The 17,352-nt window shown below is 56.0% G+C and carries 17 protein-coding genes; 6 read left to right on the forward strand and 11 right to left on the reverse strand.

What is annotated here, in order from left to right; translation table 11 throughout:
• The first annotated feature begins 96 nt into the window (after positions 1-96).
• Entirely contained in the window at positions 97-843 is a 747-nt protein-coding gene (locus ACR0MQ_RS12065) for a phosphotransferase family protein (RefSeq protein ID WP_480608442.1), read from the forward strand.
• On the opposite strand, the gene ACR0MQ_RS12070 is transcribed toward ACR0MQ_RS12065, so the two are convergent.
• The 5 genes from ACR0MQ_RS12070 to ACR0MQ_RS12090 all read right to left on the reverse strand — a co-directional run bounded on the left by ACR0MQ_RS12070 (position 796) and on the right by ACR0MQ_RS12090 (position 6,124).
• Complete coding sequence (locus tag ACR0MQ_RS12070; protein WP_480608445.1) at positions 796-2,139, reverse strand: NAD(P)/FAD-dependent oxidoreductase; 1,344 nt, start codon at positions 2,137-2,139, stop codon at positions 796-798. The two genes, ACR0MQ_RS12065 and ACR0MQ_RS12070, sit on opposite strands and share 48 nt — an antisense overlap.
• Complete coding sequence (locus ACR0MQ_RS12075; protein WP_480608448.1) at positions 2,136-2,954, reverse strand: ABC transporter permease; 819 nt, start codon at positions 2,952-2,954, stop codon at positions 2,136-2,138. The genes ACR0MQ_RS12070 and ACR0MQ_RS12075 overlap by 4 nt, the downstream gene beginning before the upstream one ends.
• Positions 2,951-3,841 carry an ABC transporter permease subunit gene (locus tag ACR0MQ_RS12080; protein ID WP_010440728.1) on the reverse strand — a complete coding sequence of 297 codons (891 nt, stop codon included), beginning with the start codon at positions 3,839-3,841 and terminating at the stop codon, positions 2,951-2,953. Before ACR0MQ_RS12080 ends, ACR0MQ_RS12075 begins: the two co-directional genes overlap by 4 nt.
• Positions 3,841-4,968: an ABC transporter ATP-binding protein gene (locus ACR0MQ_RS12085; RefSeq protein ID WP_170771602.1), complete on the reverse strand. Its 1,128-nt coding sequence runs from the start codon at positions 4,966-4,968 to the stop codon at positions 3,841-3,843. The genes ACR0MQ_RS12080 and ACR0MQ_RS12085 overlap by 1 nt, the downstream gene beginning before the upstream one ends.
• Positions 4,969-5,038: 70 nt before the next feature.
• The gene (locus ACR0MQ_RS12090) at positions 5,039-6,124 is read right to left on the reverse strand and encodes a polyamine ABC transporter substrate-binding protein (RefSeq protein WP_010440724.1); all 1,086 of its coding nucleotides are present in this window, start codon (positions 6,122-6,124) and stop codon (positions 5,039-5,041) included.
• A gap of 140 nt (positions 6,125-6,264) precedes the next feature.
• On the opposite strand from ACR0MQ_RS12090, the gene ACR0MQ_RS12095 reads away from it, so the two are divergent.
• A complete protein-coding gene (locus ACR0MQ_RS12095) occupies positions 6,265-6,948 on the forward strand; it encodes a GntR family transcriptional regulator (RefSeq protein ID WP_170771604.1) in 684 nt (227 codons plus the stop codon).
• 75 nt (positions 6,949-7,023) lie between these two features.
• A complete protein-coding gene (locus ACR0MQ_RS12100; protein ID WP_170771606.1) occupies positions 7,024-8,421 on the forward strand; it encodes an aspartate aminotransferase family protein in 1,398 nt (465 codons plus the stop codon).
• A gap of 39 nt (positions 8,422-8,460) precedes the next feature.
• Here ACR0MQ_RS12100 and ACR0MQ_RS12105 read toward each other — a convergent pair whose 3' ends face one another.
• The gene (locus ACR0MQ_RS12105; RefSeq protein WP_480608451.1) at positions 8,461-9,777 is read right to left on the reverse strand and encodes a lytic murein transglycosylase; all 1,317 of its coding nucleotides are present in this window, start codon (positions 9,775-9,777) and stop codon (positions 8,461-8,463) included.
• A gap of 70 nt (positions 9,778-9,847) precedes the next feature.
• A complete protein-coding gene (locus tag ACR0MQ_RS12110) occupies positions 9,848-10,555 on the reverse strand; it encodes a helix-turn-helix transcriptional regulator (protein WP_170771610.1) in 708 nt (235 codons plus the stop codon).
• Positions 10,556-10,637: 82 nt separating this feature from the next.
• Between ACR0MQ_RS12110 and ACR0MQ_RS12115 the strand changes: the two genes are divergently transcribed.
• Together ACR0MQ_RS12115 and ACR0MQ_RS12120 are read left to right on the forward strand one after the other, a co-directional pair.
• Positions 10,638-11,336, forward strand: a complete 699-nt coding sequence (locus ACR0MQ_RS12115) for a glutathione S-transferase family protein (protein ID WP_260023312.1) — start codon at positions 10,638-10,640, stop codon at positions 11,334-11,336.
• Positions 11,333-11,719, forward strand: coding sequence for a DUF1801 domain-containing protein (locus tag ACR0MQ_RS12120; protein ID WP_170703625.1), 387 nt, complete (start codon positions 11,333-11,335; stop codon positions 11,717-11,719). The genes ACR0MQ_RS12115 and ACR0MQ_RS12120 overlap by 4 nt, the downstream gene beginning before the upstream one ends.
• Here the strand turns inward: ACR0MQ_RS12120 and rnr are convergent.
• From rnr to dapE, 3 genes are read right to left on the reverse strand one after another with little or no spacing between them, the layout of a single operon-like run.
• Positions 11,710-13,968 carry a ribonuclease R gene (gene rnr, locus ACR0MQ_RS12125; RefSeq protein ID WP_480608453.1) on the reverse strand — a complete coding sequence of 753 codons (2,259 nt, stop codon included), beginning with the start codon at positions 13,966-13,968 and terminating at the stop codon, positions 11,710-11,712. The two genes, ACR0MQ_RS12120 and rnr, sit on opposite strands and share 10 nt — an antisense overlap.
• A gap of 57 nt (positions 13,969-14,025) precedes the next feature.
• A complete protein-coding gene (locus ACR0MQ_RS12130; protein ID WP_480608455.1) occupies positions 14,026-14,601 on the reverse strand; it encodes a TIGR04282 family arsenosugar biosynthesis glycosyltransferase in 576 nt (191 codons plus the stop codon).
• 3 nt (positions 14,602-14,604) lie between these two features.
• Positions 14,605-15,744: a succinyl-diaminopimelate desuccinylase gene (gene dapE / locus ACR0MQ_RS12135; RefSeq protein ID WP_480608457.1), complete on the reverse strand. Its 1,140-nt coding sequence runs from the start codon at positions 15,742-15,744 to the stop codon at positions 14,605-14,607.
• Positions 15,745-15,951: 207 nt separating this feature from the next.
• On the opposite strand from dapE, the gene ACR0MQ_RS12140 reads away from it, so the two are divergent.
• The gene (locus tag ACR0MQ_RS12140) at positions 15,952-17,010 is read left to right on the forward strand and encodes a transporter substrate-binding domain-containing protein (RefSeq protein ID WP_170771620.1); all 1,059 of its coding nucleotides are present in this window, start codon (positions 15,952-15,954) and stop codon (positions 17,008-17,010) included.
• Here the strand turns inward: ACR0MQ_RS12140 and ACR0MQ_RS12145 are convergent.
• On the reverse strand, positions 17,007-17,351 hold the full coding sequence (locus ACR0MQ_RS12145) for a hypothetical protein (RefSeq protein ID WP_010440705.1): 345 nt from the start codon (positions 17,349-17,351) through the stop codon (positions 17,007-17,009). The genes ACR0MQ_RS12140 and ACR0MQ_RS12145 overlap by 4 nt on opposite strands.
• Position 17,352 lies beyond the last annotated feature (1 nt).

The raw sequence follows: 17,352 nt of genomic DNA on the forward strand, positions 1-17,352 counted from the left end.
CCACCTCCGCCAAAGCTGGTTGCCCAGCTACATTCTCAAGGGCTGATTGATGTTCTAGCCCAATTCCAGGTGCTGTACGGTGGGCGTACAAATCAGGTGTGGAAGGTACTGTCGGATCACAGCGACGCGGTCCTCAAGCTGTATCGCACACCGTTTCAGAACCCGCTGTTTCGCAACGACGCTAGACTTGAGGCGAACTGCTTGCGCGCACTCAACAGCACCGGCTTCGTGCCCAATCTTCGGGCAACCGGGTCTTTCGAGAAGGCGAGCTGGGTTTACTACGATCATGCACCAGGCATTCCATGGCGCGAAGGCGTCGAGAACGTCGCTGTTCTGCTAAGGCGACTACACAGTCTTTCGATAAATCTGAACCTTCCCGCTGGCTGCAATGGCAGCGAGGATTTGAGATGCCATGCTGAGCAAATCTTGCGCAGTTGCCAGAACGCTGAGACGCAGCGGCTGATCGCGTTGAAACCGCGGGGGCAAATACCACCTCTTGCCGAGCGATGTCTGATCCATGGTGACCCGGTGGCGGGCAACATTCTGCAATCATCAGCCGGGCTGACACTAATCGACTGGCAATGTCCGGCCTCGGGTGACCCATGCGAAGACTTAGCGATATTTTTATCGCCCGCGATGCAGCAGCTTTATCGCGGTGCACCTCTGTCGGAGGCGGAGGTAACGAGCTTTCTAGCCGCCTATGATCGGCACCAAGTTACTGCGCGATACTTATCTCTGCGCTCTTGGTATGGCTGGCGAATGGCGGCATATTGTCTGTGGCGGGTCGAAAACGGATCACCTGAATATGTTCGGGCCTTTGAATTGGAAGTCCAAGCCTTGTAGATCTGCAAGCCCAAGCAATGCATAGGCTGGCGGCATCAAGGCACGACGCCATCTTCCCAATGGAAAACGGGCTGGCGGTTGCTTGATCGGCAAAGGAAGCTCACTTGGTTGCCCGAGGACCATCCGGGCGAGAGCGCGCCCGCAATATGTCCCCATAGCGACGCCGTTGCCGTGATATGCAAAGCCCGCAAACAACCCGGCTTGATTCGGAACCGGACCCGCAAAGGGCACGAGGGCGCGGGACAGGCAGACCATACCGGACCAGATATGCGTAACGTCAATCGAGGCCCACGCAGGAAATAAGCGTCTGAAATCCTGCAACGCCTTTTGCCGAATGCGCGTTTCGGCACGGGGTGACGACATCAATCCCCCACGCATTCCGAACAGAAACCGCCTATCGGGCATCAACCGGAAATAATGCAGCAGGTTGCGCGTGTCATATGCGATCTGATCCGAAGTCCAGCCTTGAGCCTGTAATTCGTCTTGGGACAGAACGCGTGTGACAAAAGCCGTCGATTGCGTCGGCATATAGCGCGCAGCCATCCACTGGGGTAAATCCTCGCTGGAATACCCATTTGTGCAGGTTAGCACGTTCGAAGCCCGAACATGACCGGTGGGGGTATGCAGATCAAAGCCTTGCGGGATTTTGCATATCTTCTGAACCGGGCTGTGTTGGTACAACTTTGCACCCTCAGTCTGCGCTGCGTTGGCCAAACCAAAAAGGTACTTACGAGGGTTCAAACCAAAACCTATAGGCGTTGTGTATCCGCCAAAGAACGCGCCTTCCAACCCTAAATCTGCCAGTTCATGCTGCTCATGCAGCTGGCCTTCTGAGGCGACGCTTTGACGTAGTCGTGCCATCGCTCGCTTGGAATGGGCCAGTTGAGTTTCACCCCGCGAGTGCCTGTCCGCATCGATTTCATGACGCGCCAGAAGATCGGCAACCAACGACACTGCGTCTTTTTCAGCCTGAGAATATCCTGCTGCCTCAATCGCACCGTAACGACGTCTGAGAGTGGTTTCACTGAGCTTCGAACCACCCAGACAGCAGAATCCTCCGTTTCGCCCTGACGCGCCCCAGCCCGGAGAGTTCGCCTCGAACACAGCAACCGATACGCCCTCTTTCGCTAAATGCAGCGCTGCAGAAATGCCCGTGAAACCGCCACCAATAATGGCAACATCGACCTTCAAGTCTCCTTGATGCTTGGGCCAATCAGGTGCCGCGATCGTCTCGTCCCACCAGCATCCTGAACGAGGGGCCGCACTGTAGGCGTAATCCGAAAAGATCCGCTTCATTCGGTGCGCGCCGCGGCTTGTTCATCCTGCTTTTGCCGCATCATCGCGCGTTTGGTCACCAATGATGCGGTGATGACACCCACCGTTACCACAGCGATCATAAGCGTCGACAACGCGTTGATTTCTGGACTGACACCCAGACGCACAGCCGAGAAAATCTTGATGGGAAGTGTCGTGGCGGATGGTCCTGAGGTGAAGGACGCAATGACTAGATCATCAAGCGACAAGGTAAATGCCAACAACCAGCCGGAAACCACGGCGGGCGCAATGATCGGCAACGTCACTAGACGAAAAGCCTGCGCCGGCGAGCACCCCAAATCCAGCGCGGCCTCTTCCAGCGACCGATCAAATGTAACAAGGCGCGAAGAGACGACAACCGAAACGAAGCACATGGAAAATGTCGTATGAGCCAGAACGATGGTCAGGATCCCCCGATCCAACCCGATCCCGATGAATAACAGCAGCAGAGACAGGCCTGTTATCACCTCTGGCATCACCAGAGGGGCGTAGATCATCCCCGAGAATAGCGTGCGTCCAAAAAACCGCCCGCCACGCACCAGAACATATGCCGCTGCCGTGCCAAGGATCGTCGCCAAAGTCGACGAGAACACAGCGACCCGCACTGTAACCCATGCCGCGTCAAGGAACGCCTCGTTCTGAACCAGCTCTCCGTACCATTTGGTCGAAAACCCGGCCCAGACCGTGACAAGCTTGCTTTCGTTGAAGCTGAAAATGATCAGGATGATCATCGGGATATACAGGAACGCGAACCCCAACGTCAGCGACACCGTGTTGAACCAGCTGAGTCTGCTCATTGTTCAGCCTCCGTCTGCTTTTGCTGGTTGCGCTGGAACAGCACAATCGGAATCACAAGGATCAGTAGCAAAACCACGGCCACCGCACTGGCGACCGGCCAGTCGCGGTTCGAGAAGAACTCTTCCCAAAGAACCTTACCGATCATCAGAGTTCCGGAGCCACCCAGAAGCGACGGGATCACGAACTCACCGATCACCGGGATCATCACAAGAAAACAACCCGCGATGATACCCGGGCGTGACAGAGGGATTGTGATCAACCAGAAAGCCTGCATGCGCGAACACCCAAGGTCTTCGGCGGCCTCGATCAGCGACCCGTCCATACGTTCTAGAGACGAGTAAATCGGCAGAATCATGAAGGGCAAATAAGTGTAGACGATGCCAATATAGACCGCCGTATTGGTGTTAAGAATGGTCAGCGGGGTTGAGATAATGCCCGTCCACAGCAGCAGTTGGTTCAGATAACCTTCATTGCTGAGAATGCCCATCCACGCGTAGACCCGGATTAGGAATGACGTCCAGAAGGGCAAGATAACCAACATCATGAATGTAGGCCGCCATTCTTCAGGCGCGCGCGCCATCGCGTAGGCGATCGGGTAGCCGACAATCAGCGTAAGAATTGTTGAAATCAGGGCGATTTTGACGCTGGAAAGGTAAGCTTTCCAGTATAGATCGTCCTCGGTCAGCCAAACGAAGTTCTCAAGATCAAGCTGGCTGAAGAAGTTCTTAATGCCTGTCCAGCCCTCAGAGAAATCCAATGTCGGCGTGTAAGGTGGAATGGCCAGCGCGGTGTCCGAAAGTGAGATTTTCAGAACGATAAAGAACGGCACCAGAAACAGCGCCAGAAGCCAGACATAGGGAATGGCGATCAGAACAGCGCGACGCATCAGTTTTCCAACAAGACTGCGGCAGTCGCTGTCCAGGACAGCCAGACCGGGTCTTCCCAAGTAAACGAGCGGCGCGAGATACGACGGGTATTCGCCGTTTGTGCTTTGATGATCGTGCCGTTTGGCAGCTCAACATGATAAGTCGACAGGTTGCCCAGATAAGCGATGTCATGCACCTTGCCCTGGATCGCATTGATCGCATCTGTGGGACGCTCGGCTGAAATGGCGACTTTCTCGGGGCGGATCGCCAGATGGCAGCCCTGCCCGTTGGACAATTGGGTTGCAGTTGAGGCTGTGAGCGGAGGCTGCCCCTCGGCCCAATCGATCTGATATCTTTCATCCCCTTGTGCCGTGGCACGCCCTTCGATGATGTTCACGTCGCCGATAAAATCAGCGACATAGACGGAATTCGGTGTCTCATAGATGCGATCGGGTGTCGCCACTTGCATCAACTTGCCCTGATCCATGACAGCCACTCGGCTGGCAACGGTCATCGCCTCTTCCTGGTCGTGAGTCACGATGACAAAGGTCGTGCCGGTCTTTTCCTGAATGTCCATCAACTCGAATTGGGTATCTTGACGCAGCTTCTTATCCAGCGCCCCCAAGGGTTCGTCGAGTAAAAGCAGTTTTGGCGCTTTGGCCAATGACCGGGCCAGCGCCACGCGTTGGCGTTGACCGCCCGAGATCTGATGCGGCTTACGGCGCGCAAACTGCTCGAGCCGGGTCAGGCGCAGCATCTCTTCAACTCGTTCTTCCAGATCGCGCTTGGGCATGTTGTCCCGACGCAGACCAAAAGCGATATTGTCCCAGATGCTCAGATGAGGGAACAGGGCGTAAGACTGAAACATCATGTTCACCGCCCGCTTATTGGGCGGGATCGGATCGATATCCTGACCCCCAAGAAGGATATGGCCATCGGTCGGAGTTTCAAAACCGGCCAGCATCCGCATCATCGTGGTCTTTCCGCAGCCCGACGGACCAAGCAGAGCAAAGAACTCACGCTCATAGATATCCAGCGAAAGGTTATCGATTGCGGTGAATGCGCCAAATCGTTTGGTGACGTTTTGGAACTGGATCAAGGGTTTCGCCTGCGGGTCGTCCCACGGCGCAAAGACTTCAGTGTTCAAAGTGGCCCCCGGTAATCGGTCAGGATAAATATGGCGCAAGGCAGTTTGTCTGCCTTGCGCATCAATCAGATCAGGTGCCTGATTTCACCTTGGTCCAGAGACGAGTCACCACCCGCTGGGTTTTTGCCGGATAAGGCGTGGTGATATAGAGATTCTGCATCGTCGTATCATCCGGATAGATCGCCGGATCGCCGATTACGTCCTCTTCCAGGAACTCTTGCGAAGCCTTGTTACCGTTGGCGTAGTAAACATAGTTCGACGCGGCAGCCATGTTGTTGGCATCCAGAATAAAGTCCAGAAACTTGTGTGCGCCTTCCGGATTTGGTGCATCAACAGGTATCGCCATCTGGTCAAACCACATCAGCGAGCCTTCCGCGAATGGATGGTATTCGATGACCACACCATTTTCTGCCTCATCGGCACGATCCCGAGCTTGCAGAATGTCCCCTGACCAACCGACTGCCACGCAGATGTCGCCGTTGGCAAGCGCATTGATGTATTCCGAGCTGTGGAACTTCTGAACATAAGGTCGCACACCGGTCAGGACCTCTTCGGTTTTCGCAATGACGTCCGTGTCATGGCTATCCGGGTCCTCGCCGATATATTGCAGCACCATCGGAATAATCTCTGCCGGAGCGTCCAAGAAATGGACACCGCACGAGGCCAGCTTTTCCATGTTTTCTGGCTTCAGAACCAGATCCATGCTGTTGAGCGCAACATCGTCGCCCAGAACTTCTTTGACCTTGTCAACATTCAAGCCGATGCCGGTGGTTCCCCACATGTAGTTGATCGAGTAAGCGTTGTTGGGGTCATACCCTGCGGTGCGCTCCTGAATCACATCCCACAGGTTTCCTGCATTCGATAGTTTGGCTGCGTCGAGTTCCTGGAACGCGCCAGCTTGAATCTGGCGTTGCAAAAACGTCCCCGAAGGCACAACCACATCATAACCTGACCCACCGGCCAGCATTTTGGTTTCCAGAACCTCATTGCTATCAAACACGTCATAGATCAGGGTCAGGCCTGTCTCTTCTTCGAATTTGCTCAGCAACTCCTCGTCAATATAGTCGGACCAGTTATAGACGCGCACTTCTTCGGCAAAAGCGGCCGAAGTCCCCAATGCGACGATCGCTGTCATCCCCAGCGTTTTTAGTTTCATAGTCTTCTCCCTGCGATTATGCGGCTATTTTCACTTTTTTTTGGATTTGATCAAGTTTTGCGTTTTGCAGTGGTTTCACCTATGGTCGGAACAGGTGTAAATTCAGACAAGATAGAAACGCGCGGATTGAGGTAAACCATTTGGATTTGATCAAAAATAAGGCGAGCACACAGCGGGATGATGAAGAAAAACGCCCTGCGCATGAACAGGTCTATCGCACTCTGAAATCGCAGATCCTGTTTGGTGATCTTGTGCCAGGACAGCCGGTAACGATTCAGGGTCTGACTGATTCGTTGGGCGTAGGCATGACCCCGGTGCGCGAGGCGATACGACGCCTAATTTCTGACGGCGCCCTGATCTTTCAAGGCAACCGACGGGTCAGCGTGCCCTTATTATCTGCCAATGATATCGAACAGATGATTTTTGCAAGAATATCAATAGAAACAGAGCTTTCAAGGCGTACCACCAGGAACATTTCGTCGACCGAAATTGACGATCTGGAGAAGCTGGATCAACGGCTCGACCTCATGATTGCAGATGGGGATGTTGGCGGATATCTGCGATTAAACCACGCCTTTCATCAAGCCCTGTATTCACATGCCGATGCCCCGATTCTGGTCGACCTGGCCGAACGTCTGTGGTTGAGATTCGGCCCTTCATTGCGGATTGTTTGCGGTCGATTCGGCACCCAAAGCCTACCCGATAGACATAAGGATATCATCGTCGCACTGCGCAATAAGGATGCGGAGAAGGCCGCTTTGGCAACGGCACAGGACATTGAGCAAGGTATGGGAATGATGGGCGATGCCCTGCCCGGCACCTAGAATGCAGCGATTCGATTGACAGTGTAAAATTTGATCATATTCTATCCTGCAATCACGCTTGTAGGAGAATCGCCGATGTCCACTATCACCAATCACATGCCCACCGCCGAATTGCAGGCGCTGGATGCGGCGCATCACATTCACCCGTTCTCGGCAAATGGATCGCTGGGTGAGGAAGGCGCACGTGTAATCACCCGCGCCAAAGGCGTGTATCTGACCGATAGCGAAGGTGAAGAGATTCTGGATGCCATGGCCGGGCTCTGGTGCGTCAATATCGGCTATGGCCGCGATGAGCTGGCCGACGCCGCCGCCCGTCAAATGCGCGAACTGCCGTATTACAACACGTTCTTCAAAACGACCCACATCCCGGCCATCGCACTGGCCGCCAAGCTTGCTGAACTTGCACCCGGAGATCTGAACAACGTGTTCTTCGCCGCTGGCGGGTCCGAGGCCAATGACACCAATATCCGTCTGGTTCGCACCTACTGGGCTGAGAAAGGTCAGCCGGACAAGAATATCATCATCAGCCGCAAGAATGCCTATCACGGTTCTTCGGTCGGATCCGCATCGCTGGGCGGTATGGCCGGAATGCATGCGCAAGGCGGCATCCCGATTCCAAATATTCACCACATTAACCAACCAAACTGGTGGGCCGAAGGTGGTGACCTCGCCCCTGAAGAGTTTGGCCTCGCCCGCGCACGCGAATTGGAAGAGGCCATTCTAGAGCTTGGTGAAAACCGCGTCGCAGCCTTTATCGCCGAGCCAGTGCAGGGTGCGGGTGGTGTTATCGTTGCGCCAGACACTTACTGGCCGGAAATCCAACGTATTTGCGACAAATACGATATCCTGCTGATCGCAGATGAGGTGATTTGCGGGTTTGGTCGGACTGGGAATTGGTTCGGGTCACAAACTGTCGGCATCAGACCACACATCATGACCATCGCCAAAGGCCTCAGCTCGGGCTACGCGCCTATCGGTGGGTCTATTGTAAATGATGAAATCGCCGAAGTTATCGGCAATACCGAATTCAACCACGGCTACACATATTCCGGCCATCCCGTTGCTGCTGCGGTTGCGCTGGAAAACCTGCGCATTCTGGAAGAAGAAGGAATTGTGGACCATGTCCGCGATGTCGCGGCCCCCTATCTGAAGAAGAAATGGGAGGCACTGGTTGATCACCCATTGGTCGGCGAAGCCAAGATCGTTGGAATGATGGCGTCAATCGCGCTGACACCGGATAAATCCAACCGCGCCAAATTTGCGTCTGAACCCGGCACGATTGGGTATATCTGTCGCGACCGCTGCTTTGCGAACAACCTGATCATGCGCCACGTGGGCGACCGGATGATCATCTCGCCACCCCTGATCCTGACGCCCGAGGACATCGATGAGATGTTTGTGCGTATTAACAAATCGCTGGACGAAGCATTGGAAGAAATCAACAACAGGGGATTGATGAAATCCGCGTCCTAATAACGATCAAAGGGCGGCCCATTTGGTCCGCCCTTACTTTCAACGCATCCGCTCCAGCAGACTAAGCGACGGGTACCCGTCCGGAACCAGCCCTTGAGCAACCTGGAACGCTCGGACAGCATTGATCGTATTCGGTCCGGTGCGACCATCAATCCCTTGAGTATCAAACCCAGCCTGCGTCAACCGACGCTGCAACTCTTTCTTTTCGGTAAAACTCAGCACGCGATCTCCACGTGGCCATTCGGCCTGAAACGGAGCACCGCCTGCAATTCGGTCAGACAGATGCCCGATCCCGATCACATAAGCATCGGCACCATTGTATGCTTCGATCACCTTGAAATTGTCGAAAATCATCAGAGCAACACCACGGCCGCCCGCTGGTAACAGAATTGCCGCTTTTCCATAGTCGGGCACCACCTGGCCTGTGTGCGCCAGAACTCCTCGGGCCGCCCATTCTGACGGCGTCAGTGTAACGTCTCGTCTTGCATCTGCATAATCAAAGCCGGATGGCAACTTGACCTCTACCCCCCATGGTTGGCCTTTGGTCCATCCATGCTTTGCCAGATAGGCGGCGGCTGACGCCAGAGCATCAGTTGGATCATCCGACCAGATATCGCGCCGCCCATCGCCATCGAAATCTACTGCGTGATCCAGAAATGAGGTCGGCATGAACTGCGTGTGCCCCATCGCTCCGGCCCAACTGCCGACCATATTCACAGCATCCACGTCCCCGGACTGCAGGATTTGAAGGGCCGCGATAAGCTGGGATTCAAAGAAACTCGCCCGCCGTGCATCAAAGGCCAGTGTCGCGAGCGATCTGATAGTTTGCTTGCCACCCCGATAGGTTCCGAACGAGGTTTCGAGCCCCCAAATAGCGGTGACAACCTCTTTTTCAACGCCATATTGCGCCTCTATCCGCGTCAGAGTTTCCCGATGCCGGTCCAAGCCCGCGCGTCCATTCGAAATCCGCGTTTTTGAAACTGCCGAATCCAGATACTCCCAGATCGGTTTTGAAAACTCAGCCTGATTGCGATCTCGTTTGATGATGTTGCTGTCATAGGTCACCCCGGCCAATGCTCTGTCCAGCGTCCGGGCCGAGATTCCTTGAGCGCGGGCCCGCTCGCGAAACGCTCCAAGCCAAGCCTGAAAGCGCGCGTTCCCTTCGGCAGATACGCGATAATGTTCGACCTCAGGACGCAATACTGGCCTTACCGAAACCATCACGTCTGCCGAAGCCAGTTGAATATTGTCGACCAATGGTCGGGCCAGAGGCCGTATTGATTTGTCTGTTGTATCCGCCTGCACGATGGATGCCCATAATGCGGCGGTCATGACGCCACCTACGCACTTACGCATTCCGATTATTCCTGATTACTGCTCAGGTTCAATGATAGCGCACAATCGGTATTTCTCAAAATGTAGAAAATTAGCTTTCCTGTTCCTGTGCCTCGCGTTCAGCACGAATGCGGGCAATCGCCTCTCGCAGTAACGACACGCGCTTGGGGCGGAAACTTTCGTCGGACACATCCATGTCTTGCATACGGTCCAGCCGGAAAACGCGAAAATCCTCGCGCAAGTGACACCAGCTGAGCAGAACGCTGGCGCGATCCATGTAGACAATACTTAGTGGATTGACCCGACGCCGGGTTTCCGCGCCCTTGGCATCGGTATAAGCAAACTCAATTGCGCGTTCGTCCCATGCTGCTTGGCGCAGGACTGCAACATCAATTGTTGGCACCGCTGGCCTGTCAAACCGCGTGGCAGTCAGAACCGCATGGCTTAGTCGGTGGGATTGGCGCTGCGGCAACCGGCCCTGCAGCTTTCGCAAGGCCTCGCTTGCCGCATCAGACAGCGCCGGATCGCCAATCAACTGCACCTCTCGTAGACCTAATACCAACGCTTCAAGCTCGTCATTGGTAAAACCCAGTGGTGGCAAAGTTGCATCTTCGATCAGGGTAAACCCAAACCCGGCCTCGCCGTCTATTACGGCCCCCAGAGCACGCAAAGCATCGATGTCCCGATGTATTGTACGCGGTGAAACGCCCAAATCCTGTGCCAGCTGGACCGACGTTCTGGGTGATGGGCCAGAACGCAGGGCTTGCATTAACTGAAACAGGCGAGTGGTACGAGACATACTGCACACTAACCTAAACCTAATGTCAGAAACTGTCATTAGTCAGGCGTATCCCTCGGACATCCCAATTATGGAGCTGATGATGCTGACCCTTCTTACTTTCCCCTCTGCGTTCGGCCTGTTCAGTGCCAGCCCGTTCTGTGTGAAAACCGCCCTGATGCTTCAACGGGCAGGACAGCGCTGGCAGCGGTCCGACCTTTTGGACCCCCGCAAGATGCCGCATCAGAAACTGCCGGTTCTGCGCACACCCGAGCGCCTGATCCCCGACAGCGACTTGATCCGCGAGTGGCTCGAGTCTCAGGGTGCAGATTTCGATGCCGGTTTAAATGGCCTGCAAAAAGCCCAATCCCGTACCCTAATCCGCATGGCCGAGGAACATCTTTACTTCCATGTCGTCCAGGATCGTTGGGCCAATGATGAGGTCTGGCCAATCCTGCGCGATACGTTCTTCACAGTCATTCCAGCACTGATCCGCAAGCCGGTTTCGAACTCAATCCGTAAATCCGTTGTCAAAGGGTTGGCCTTTCAAGGAGTTTCCCGTTTCTCACCCGCCGAGCGACAGGACCGGTTAGAGCGCGACCTTGAAGCGATATCGACCTATCTTTGGCAATCTCCCTACCTGATGGGCGAGGAACCGACCTCGGCGGACATGAGCGTCGGTCCAATGCTGGCCGCGATGCGCGCGACACCGTCTGACACCCCCCTGACCCGCCGGATCAAACAGGATAAGTTGCTCAACAGTTATATCGATCGAATGGAACAGGCGATCCCATTGTTATGACACCCTTTGAGGATGCAAAAGTCGCCGCAGCCTACGAGGCGCTGCCAGAAGAAACTCGCGCAGGAGCACTTATGCTGCGCGAGTTGATTTTCGAAACTGCGGCCTCGCTACCGCGGGCTCAGCCGCTGGAAGAAGCGTTGCGGTGGGGGCAGCCAGCCTATTTGGCACCCAAGGGATCAACGATCCGACTCGGCGGACACAAAGCCGCTCGGTTTGCGTTGTTCGTGCACTGCCAGAGCAGACTGATGGGGGATTTCACTTCCGCTTTTCCCGGTGAGGATCAGATCGATGGCAATCGCGCCATTCTGTTCAATACGACTGATCAGATCGACCCCACACGCCACGGCTGGCTGATTGCGCGCGCGCTAACCTATCATCTCTGACGGCGTTTGCGTTCGACCTTGCGCTTGATTTTGTCCTTCTTGCGCTTGGTGCTGACCGCCTTGCGCCGCGACCCGCGTTTGGTTGGACCGCGTCCTCGTGGCAGGGCTTGATCATCGATAGAGAGCAGTTCCAATTCCAATCCGCCGGTTACAGGCGTTGCCTCGGTCAGCCGCACGGTGACACGCTGACCAATGGCAATAATCAGGCCGGTATCCGAACCCATCAGCGTCCCGGCTTCACGGTCAAAATGAAAGAACTCACGCCCTATCGAGCGCACGGGCACCAGACCGTCCGCTCCGGTCTCGTCCATCTTCACGAAGGCCCCGAAACGCGCGATGCCGCTGATACGGCCGGTGAACTCATTGCCGACCCGCTCGCTGAGATAGGCCGCCAAATAGCGATCAGTCGTATCGCGCTCGGCCATCATGGATCGGCGCTCGGTATCCGAGATATGGGTGGCCGTTTCCTCCAGCCGCGCGATTTCCTCCTCGGTCAATCCGTCCTTGCCCCAGCCATGGGCCGTGATCAGCGCGCGGTGCACGATCAGGTCCGCATAGCGGCGGATGGGTGAGGTGAAATGTGCATAGTTCCGCAAAGCCAGTCCAAAATGTCCAAAGTTTTCAGGGTTGTAATAGGCCTGTGCCATCGACCGTAAAGTGGTTAGGTTGATCAGCTCGGCATCTTCGGTACCCGCGGCAGCATTCAGCAGCGCGTTCAGGTGGCGGGTCTGCAACACTTGCCCTTTGGCCAGATTCAAACCTGCTGCTTGCGCCGTCTCTCTCAGGCTTTCCAGCTTCTCAGGTGCGGGCTCTTCGTGGACGCGGAACAACAGCGGGCGGCGTTTGGAGATCAGGGTCTCAGCGGCGGCGACATTGGCGAGGATCATGAACTCCTCAATCAACTTATGCGCATCCAGCCGGTCACGGAACGCGACGCTGGTCACCTCGCCTGCGTCGCTCAGAACGATCTTACGTTCAGGCAAGTCCAGTTCCAACGGCTGGCGCTCCGCCCGCGCTTTTTTCAATGCTGCATAGGCGGCATAGAGCGGTTTCAGAACGGTCTCCAGCAACGGCCCGGTGCGGTCGTTCGGATTGCCATCGATCGCTTCTTGCACCTCGGTATAGTTCAGCGAGGCGGCAGAGCGCATCAGGCCGCGCACGAACCGGTGGCCGATCTTATTACCCTCGGTATCAATCTGCATCCGAACCGCGATACAAGCGCGCGGCACACCATCGTGCAGGGAACACAGATCGCCGGATAGGCGATCCGGCAGCATCGGCACCACGCGGTCCGGGAAATAGCTGGAGTTGCCCCGCTTGCGCGCCTCGCAATCCAGCGCCGTACCGGGTGTCACATAGGCGGCCACATCGGCGATGGCGACCCAAATCACATGGCCACCTTTATTCTTCGGGTCATCGTCTGCGTGCGCATAACAGGCGTCGTCATGGTCCCGTGCATCCGCAGGATCGATCGTCAGCAAGGGCATATCCCGCAGGTCTTCGCGCCCTTTCAGGCCAACAGGTTTGGCCTTGTCGGCCTCTTCAATCACCTTGTCCGGGAAATCGTCAGGAATGCCATGTTGGTGGATGGCGATCAATGAGACAGCCTTGGGCGCGGTCGGATCGCCAAGCCGTTCAACAATGCGCGCCCGTGGCAGGCCCATGCGGTTCTTGGGTCCGGCCTGCTCGGCCTCGACCAACTCCCCGTCCTTGGCGCCCAGAACTGCCCCGCCCGCGACCAGCCATTCAGTGGAACCAGCCTTGTCGATAGGTACGATCCGGCCACCCTCGGCCCCTTTGCGGAAGATGCCGACAACCTTGCGTGGGTTGGTGCCGATACGGCGGATCAGACGTGCCTCGTAATTGTGGTCTTCCTCGTGCACGACGGTCAGCCGGGCCAGAATGCGGTCACCCTCGCCCAATGCCGGATCGCTGGCGCGGGTGATGAGCAGAATGATGGGCTCGACCCCCTCACCGTGCCATTCCAACGGCCGCGCAAACAGATCGCCATCCACGTTCGGAGCCTTGACCTGCAACACGCTGACCGGCGGCAGGCGGTCAGGATCACGATAGCTGCGCTTGCGCTTTTCCAGATGCCCTTCGGCCTCAAGTTCCTTCAGGATGCGCTTCAGGTCGATCCGATCTGCGCCCTTGATGCCAAAGGCCTTGGCGATATCACGTTTCGAGGTCAGGGTAGGGTTCGCCGAGATCCAATCGAGGACCTCTTGCTTGGTCGGAATGCGTGTCATGAGTTTGGCCTAGCACGGGCATGCGACCGCGTCATGACCAAAAAGCGGCCTGTCGGGTTAGCCGTGCAGATCGGCCACGGTATCCACATCGCGAAGGTGATCCAACAACGTCACCCGACGTCCCTTTAACGAATCCAGCGTGTCGGCCAAAGCGTTCTCAGTCGACCAGCGCACGTTGTTGAACATCCCTGACGGCAACGCGCTGTAACGCTGCGCACCGACCAACCAATAGCCCCCGTCAGGGGCTGGCCCTAACACGATTTCAGCCCGGCCCAATGCGCCGAAGGCCCGCGCGATGTGTCCGCGTGTAATCCCCGGAATATCTGCACCGATCAAACATACTGGCCCATCGGGGGCACCGCGCAGCATCCGCCCCATACGATCACCGAGATTTCCGCGCCCTTGCGGCTTACGCGGCAGATCGACTGGCCAGACACGGCTGTTCATCCCCTCCCGATCCGGAGTAACCGCCAGAACAATCTGCCAGCGCGGATCGCGCAGGCGTCGGACAAGTGACCGCGTTTGATGTCGAAACCACCAAGCCGCACCGACCATGCCAATATCGCGTCCCAGACGGGTTTTCACCCGCCCCGGACGTGGCTCTTTCACCATGATGACCAAAGTCTTTTGCATCAATCAGGAAAAATAATCCGATAGAATACGCGCGTATATTGCCTTGAGCTGATGAATTTGTGCCACCTCAACGCACTCATCAACCTGATGCATCGTGCGCCCGACCAGCCCGAATTCGACCACTGGGCAATGGTTCTTGATGAACCGGGCATCCGAAGTGCCGCCAGTGGTTGAAAGCTCGGGGCAAATATTGGTTTCTGCCTCAACGGCGCGCGCTACCAGATCCGAGAGCGGACCCGGAGGAGTCAGAAAGCTCTCACCTGAGATTTTGATCTTGGTTTCGATTTCAACTCCAAACGCCTTGGCAACTGATTCAGCCTCGGATTTCAACCAGTCGCTCAGGCCGGCGCCCGAGTGCAGGTCATTGAACCGGATGTTCACTGTTCCAGAGCATTGCGCCGGGATGACGTTCGTCGCTGGATTGCCCGTATCGATCGTCACCACAGCCAATGTTGAGGCATCAAAGTGGTCGGTCCCCTGATCCAGCTCGCGACTGGCCAACCGATCCATCAACCGCGCCATTGCTGGCAATGGGTTTTTCGCCCGGTGCGGATAAGCAGAATGCCCCTGCACCCCGGTCGCGGTAAACCAAGCTGACATCGAGCCGCGCCGACCGATCTTCATCATTTCACCCATCTTATTCGGACAGGTTGGTTCCCCTACTAGACAGACCGACATCCGCTCATCCGTCGCATCCATGTGATCCAGCAGGGCGACAGTGCCATCGACCGCATCACCCTCTTCATCACCTGTTATTGTCAGAATCACCGCACCATCCGGAGGCGTATTGCGCACAAAATCAATGGCTGCTGCGGCAAAGGCCGCCACACCCGATTTCATGTCCGTTGCACCACGGCCATACATTACTCCATCACGAATTTCTGCTCCGAATGGGGGCGCAGTCCAAGCGGCCTCATCACCCAACGGAACAACATCTGTGTGGCCGTTGAAGCCAAAGCTGCGAGCGTGCCCTTTCTTCCCCCAACGCGCAAATAGGTTGCTGACACCTCCGCGATCAACACGGGTGCATTCAAAACCTGCATCCGCAAGTTCACGTTGTAGTAAAACCAGTGCTCCACCCTCTTCGGGTGTGACCGAAGGGCAACGGATCAGATTTGCGGTCAGCTCAACTGGATCGGTCATAACGGGCCTCTTGTTCTGATGGATGCCGGTGTTCGTGCACAGATTCAACGAATTGCCCAGCTTGCCAACCCCGAATAGTCAGATTTCCAATCCAAAATCCAAAGACTTCGATTTTAGCACCCCAATAAAACATGAGCCTTGACCCTGCGGCTGCCTTGCCGCGTTGCCCCGAACTAGGTTAGAGGGCCGCGAAACAGGTGATTCCAAATGAAGCGCGTCTTCTTCGCATTGATCTGCCTGACTTTCGCGACTCTCGCGCAGCAAAGCCAGGCTCAGACCCTCACAGTTACAACTGTGACCCGCCCTCCGTTCTCGTTTGTCGAGGATGGCGCCCAGACCGGTTTCTCGATGGACCTGCTGGCAGCATTGTCTGAATCGCTGGGCTGGGAGTATTCGATCAACCGTGTCGAGAGCTTTGGCGAAATGCTGGGGGCTGTTCAGGATGGTTCAGCCGATCTGGCCATCGCAAATATTTCGATCACCGCCATGCGTGAAACCCGCATGGATTTTACGCAGCCCATCTTTGAAGCCGGGCTACAGATCATGGTTCCGTCCGAGGCAGCGCGCCAACCGTCTTTACTGCACGCCCTGCTGTCGCGCGAGCTGTTCATCGCCATTGGTCTGGCCTTTGCCATTCTTCTGGGCGGCGGCATGCTGATGTGGAGTTTCGAGAAACGCGCGCAGCCCTATTTTGACCGGAAACTGAATGAGGCTTGGTTCCCTTCCTTCTGGTGGGCGCTCAACCTCGTGGTTAATGGCGGATTTGAAGAGCGGATGCCCCGCACGCCGTTCGGGCGCATTCTGGGGGTTGTGCTGGTGGTTTCCTCGCTGTTCATCGTATCGGTGTTTACGGCCCGGATCACATCGGTGATGACTGTAGATGCGATCACCGGCAGCGTGAATTCGGTTAATGACCTCTATGGCAAGCAAGTCGGAACCATCTCTGATTCAACAGCAGCCAACTTTCTGAACCGCCGCGAGATCGAGTTCACGGGCTATGCCGACCTTCAGGACATGCTGGCTGCGTTCAAAGACAAGGATCTGGATGCAGTCGTATTCGATGCGCCCATTCTGTCCTATTACGCCAGTCATGAGGGTCGAAGAACGGCAAGTATGACCGGCGGGATTTTCCTACGCGAAAATTATGGCATCGCCTTCCCAACCGGTTCGCCTTTGGTTGAAGACGTCAACCAGGCGCTTCTCTCTCTTCGCGAAGACGGTACCTATGATGAAATCTACCGCAAATGGTTCGGAGCGCGAAACTAAGCCGGGCTCTCGTCTCCAAAGAATGGCGTCATCTGCGCAACTATGACGGCGTTTTCGTCCAGCGCCCGCTGCATCAATGCCCGCTCATCCGGATCGATATCGTGCCCCTGCGCTTCACGCTCGGCAAGCGTGCCGTAGCCGGTGACATCCAGAGGAGCGGTATCGGCTTGTTTTAGAATCGCCACCGTTTCACGCACGGCTTCTGCCTCATCCACACCGCTGGCAAAGCACATCAGCGCGGCTCCGGTCGCGTCTTTTGGCAAACCATCTCCATCCTTCCGGCCAATCTGAACCAGAAGAGTATAGACTTGCTGACGCGAAGGTTTCTTTTGCTTTTGCATG

The sequence above is a fragment of the Ruegeria sp. AN6 genome, assembly GCF_056540425.1.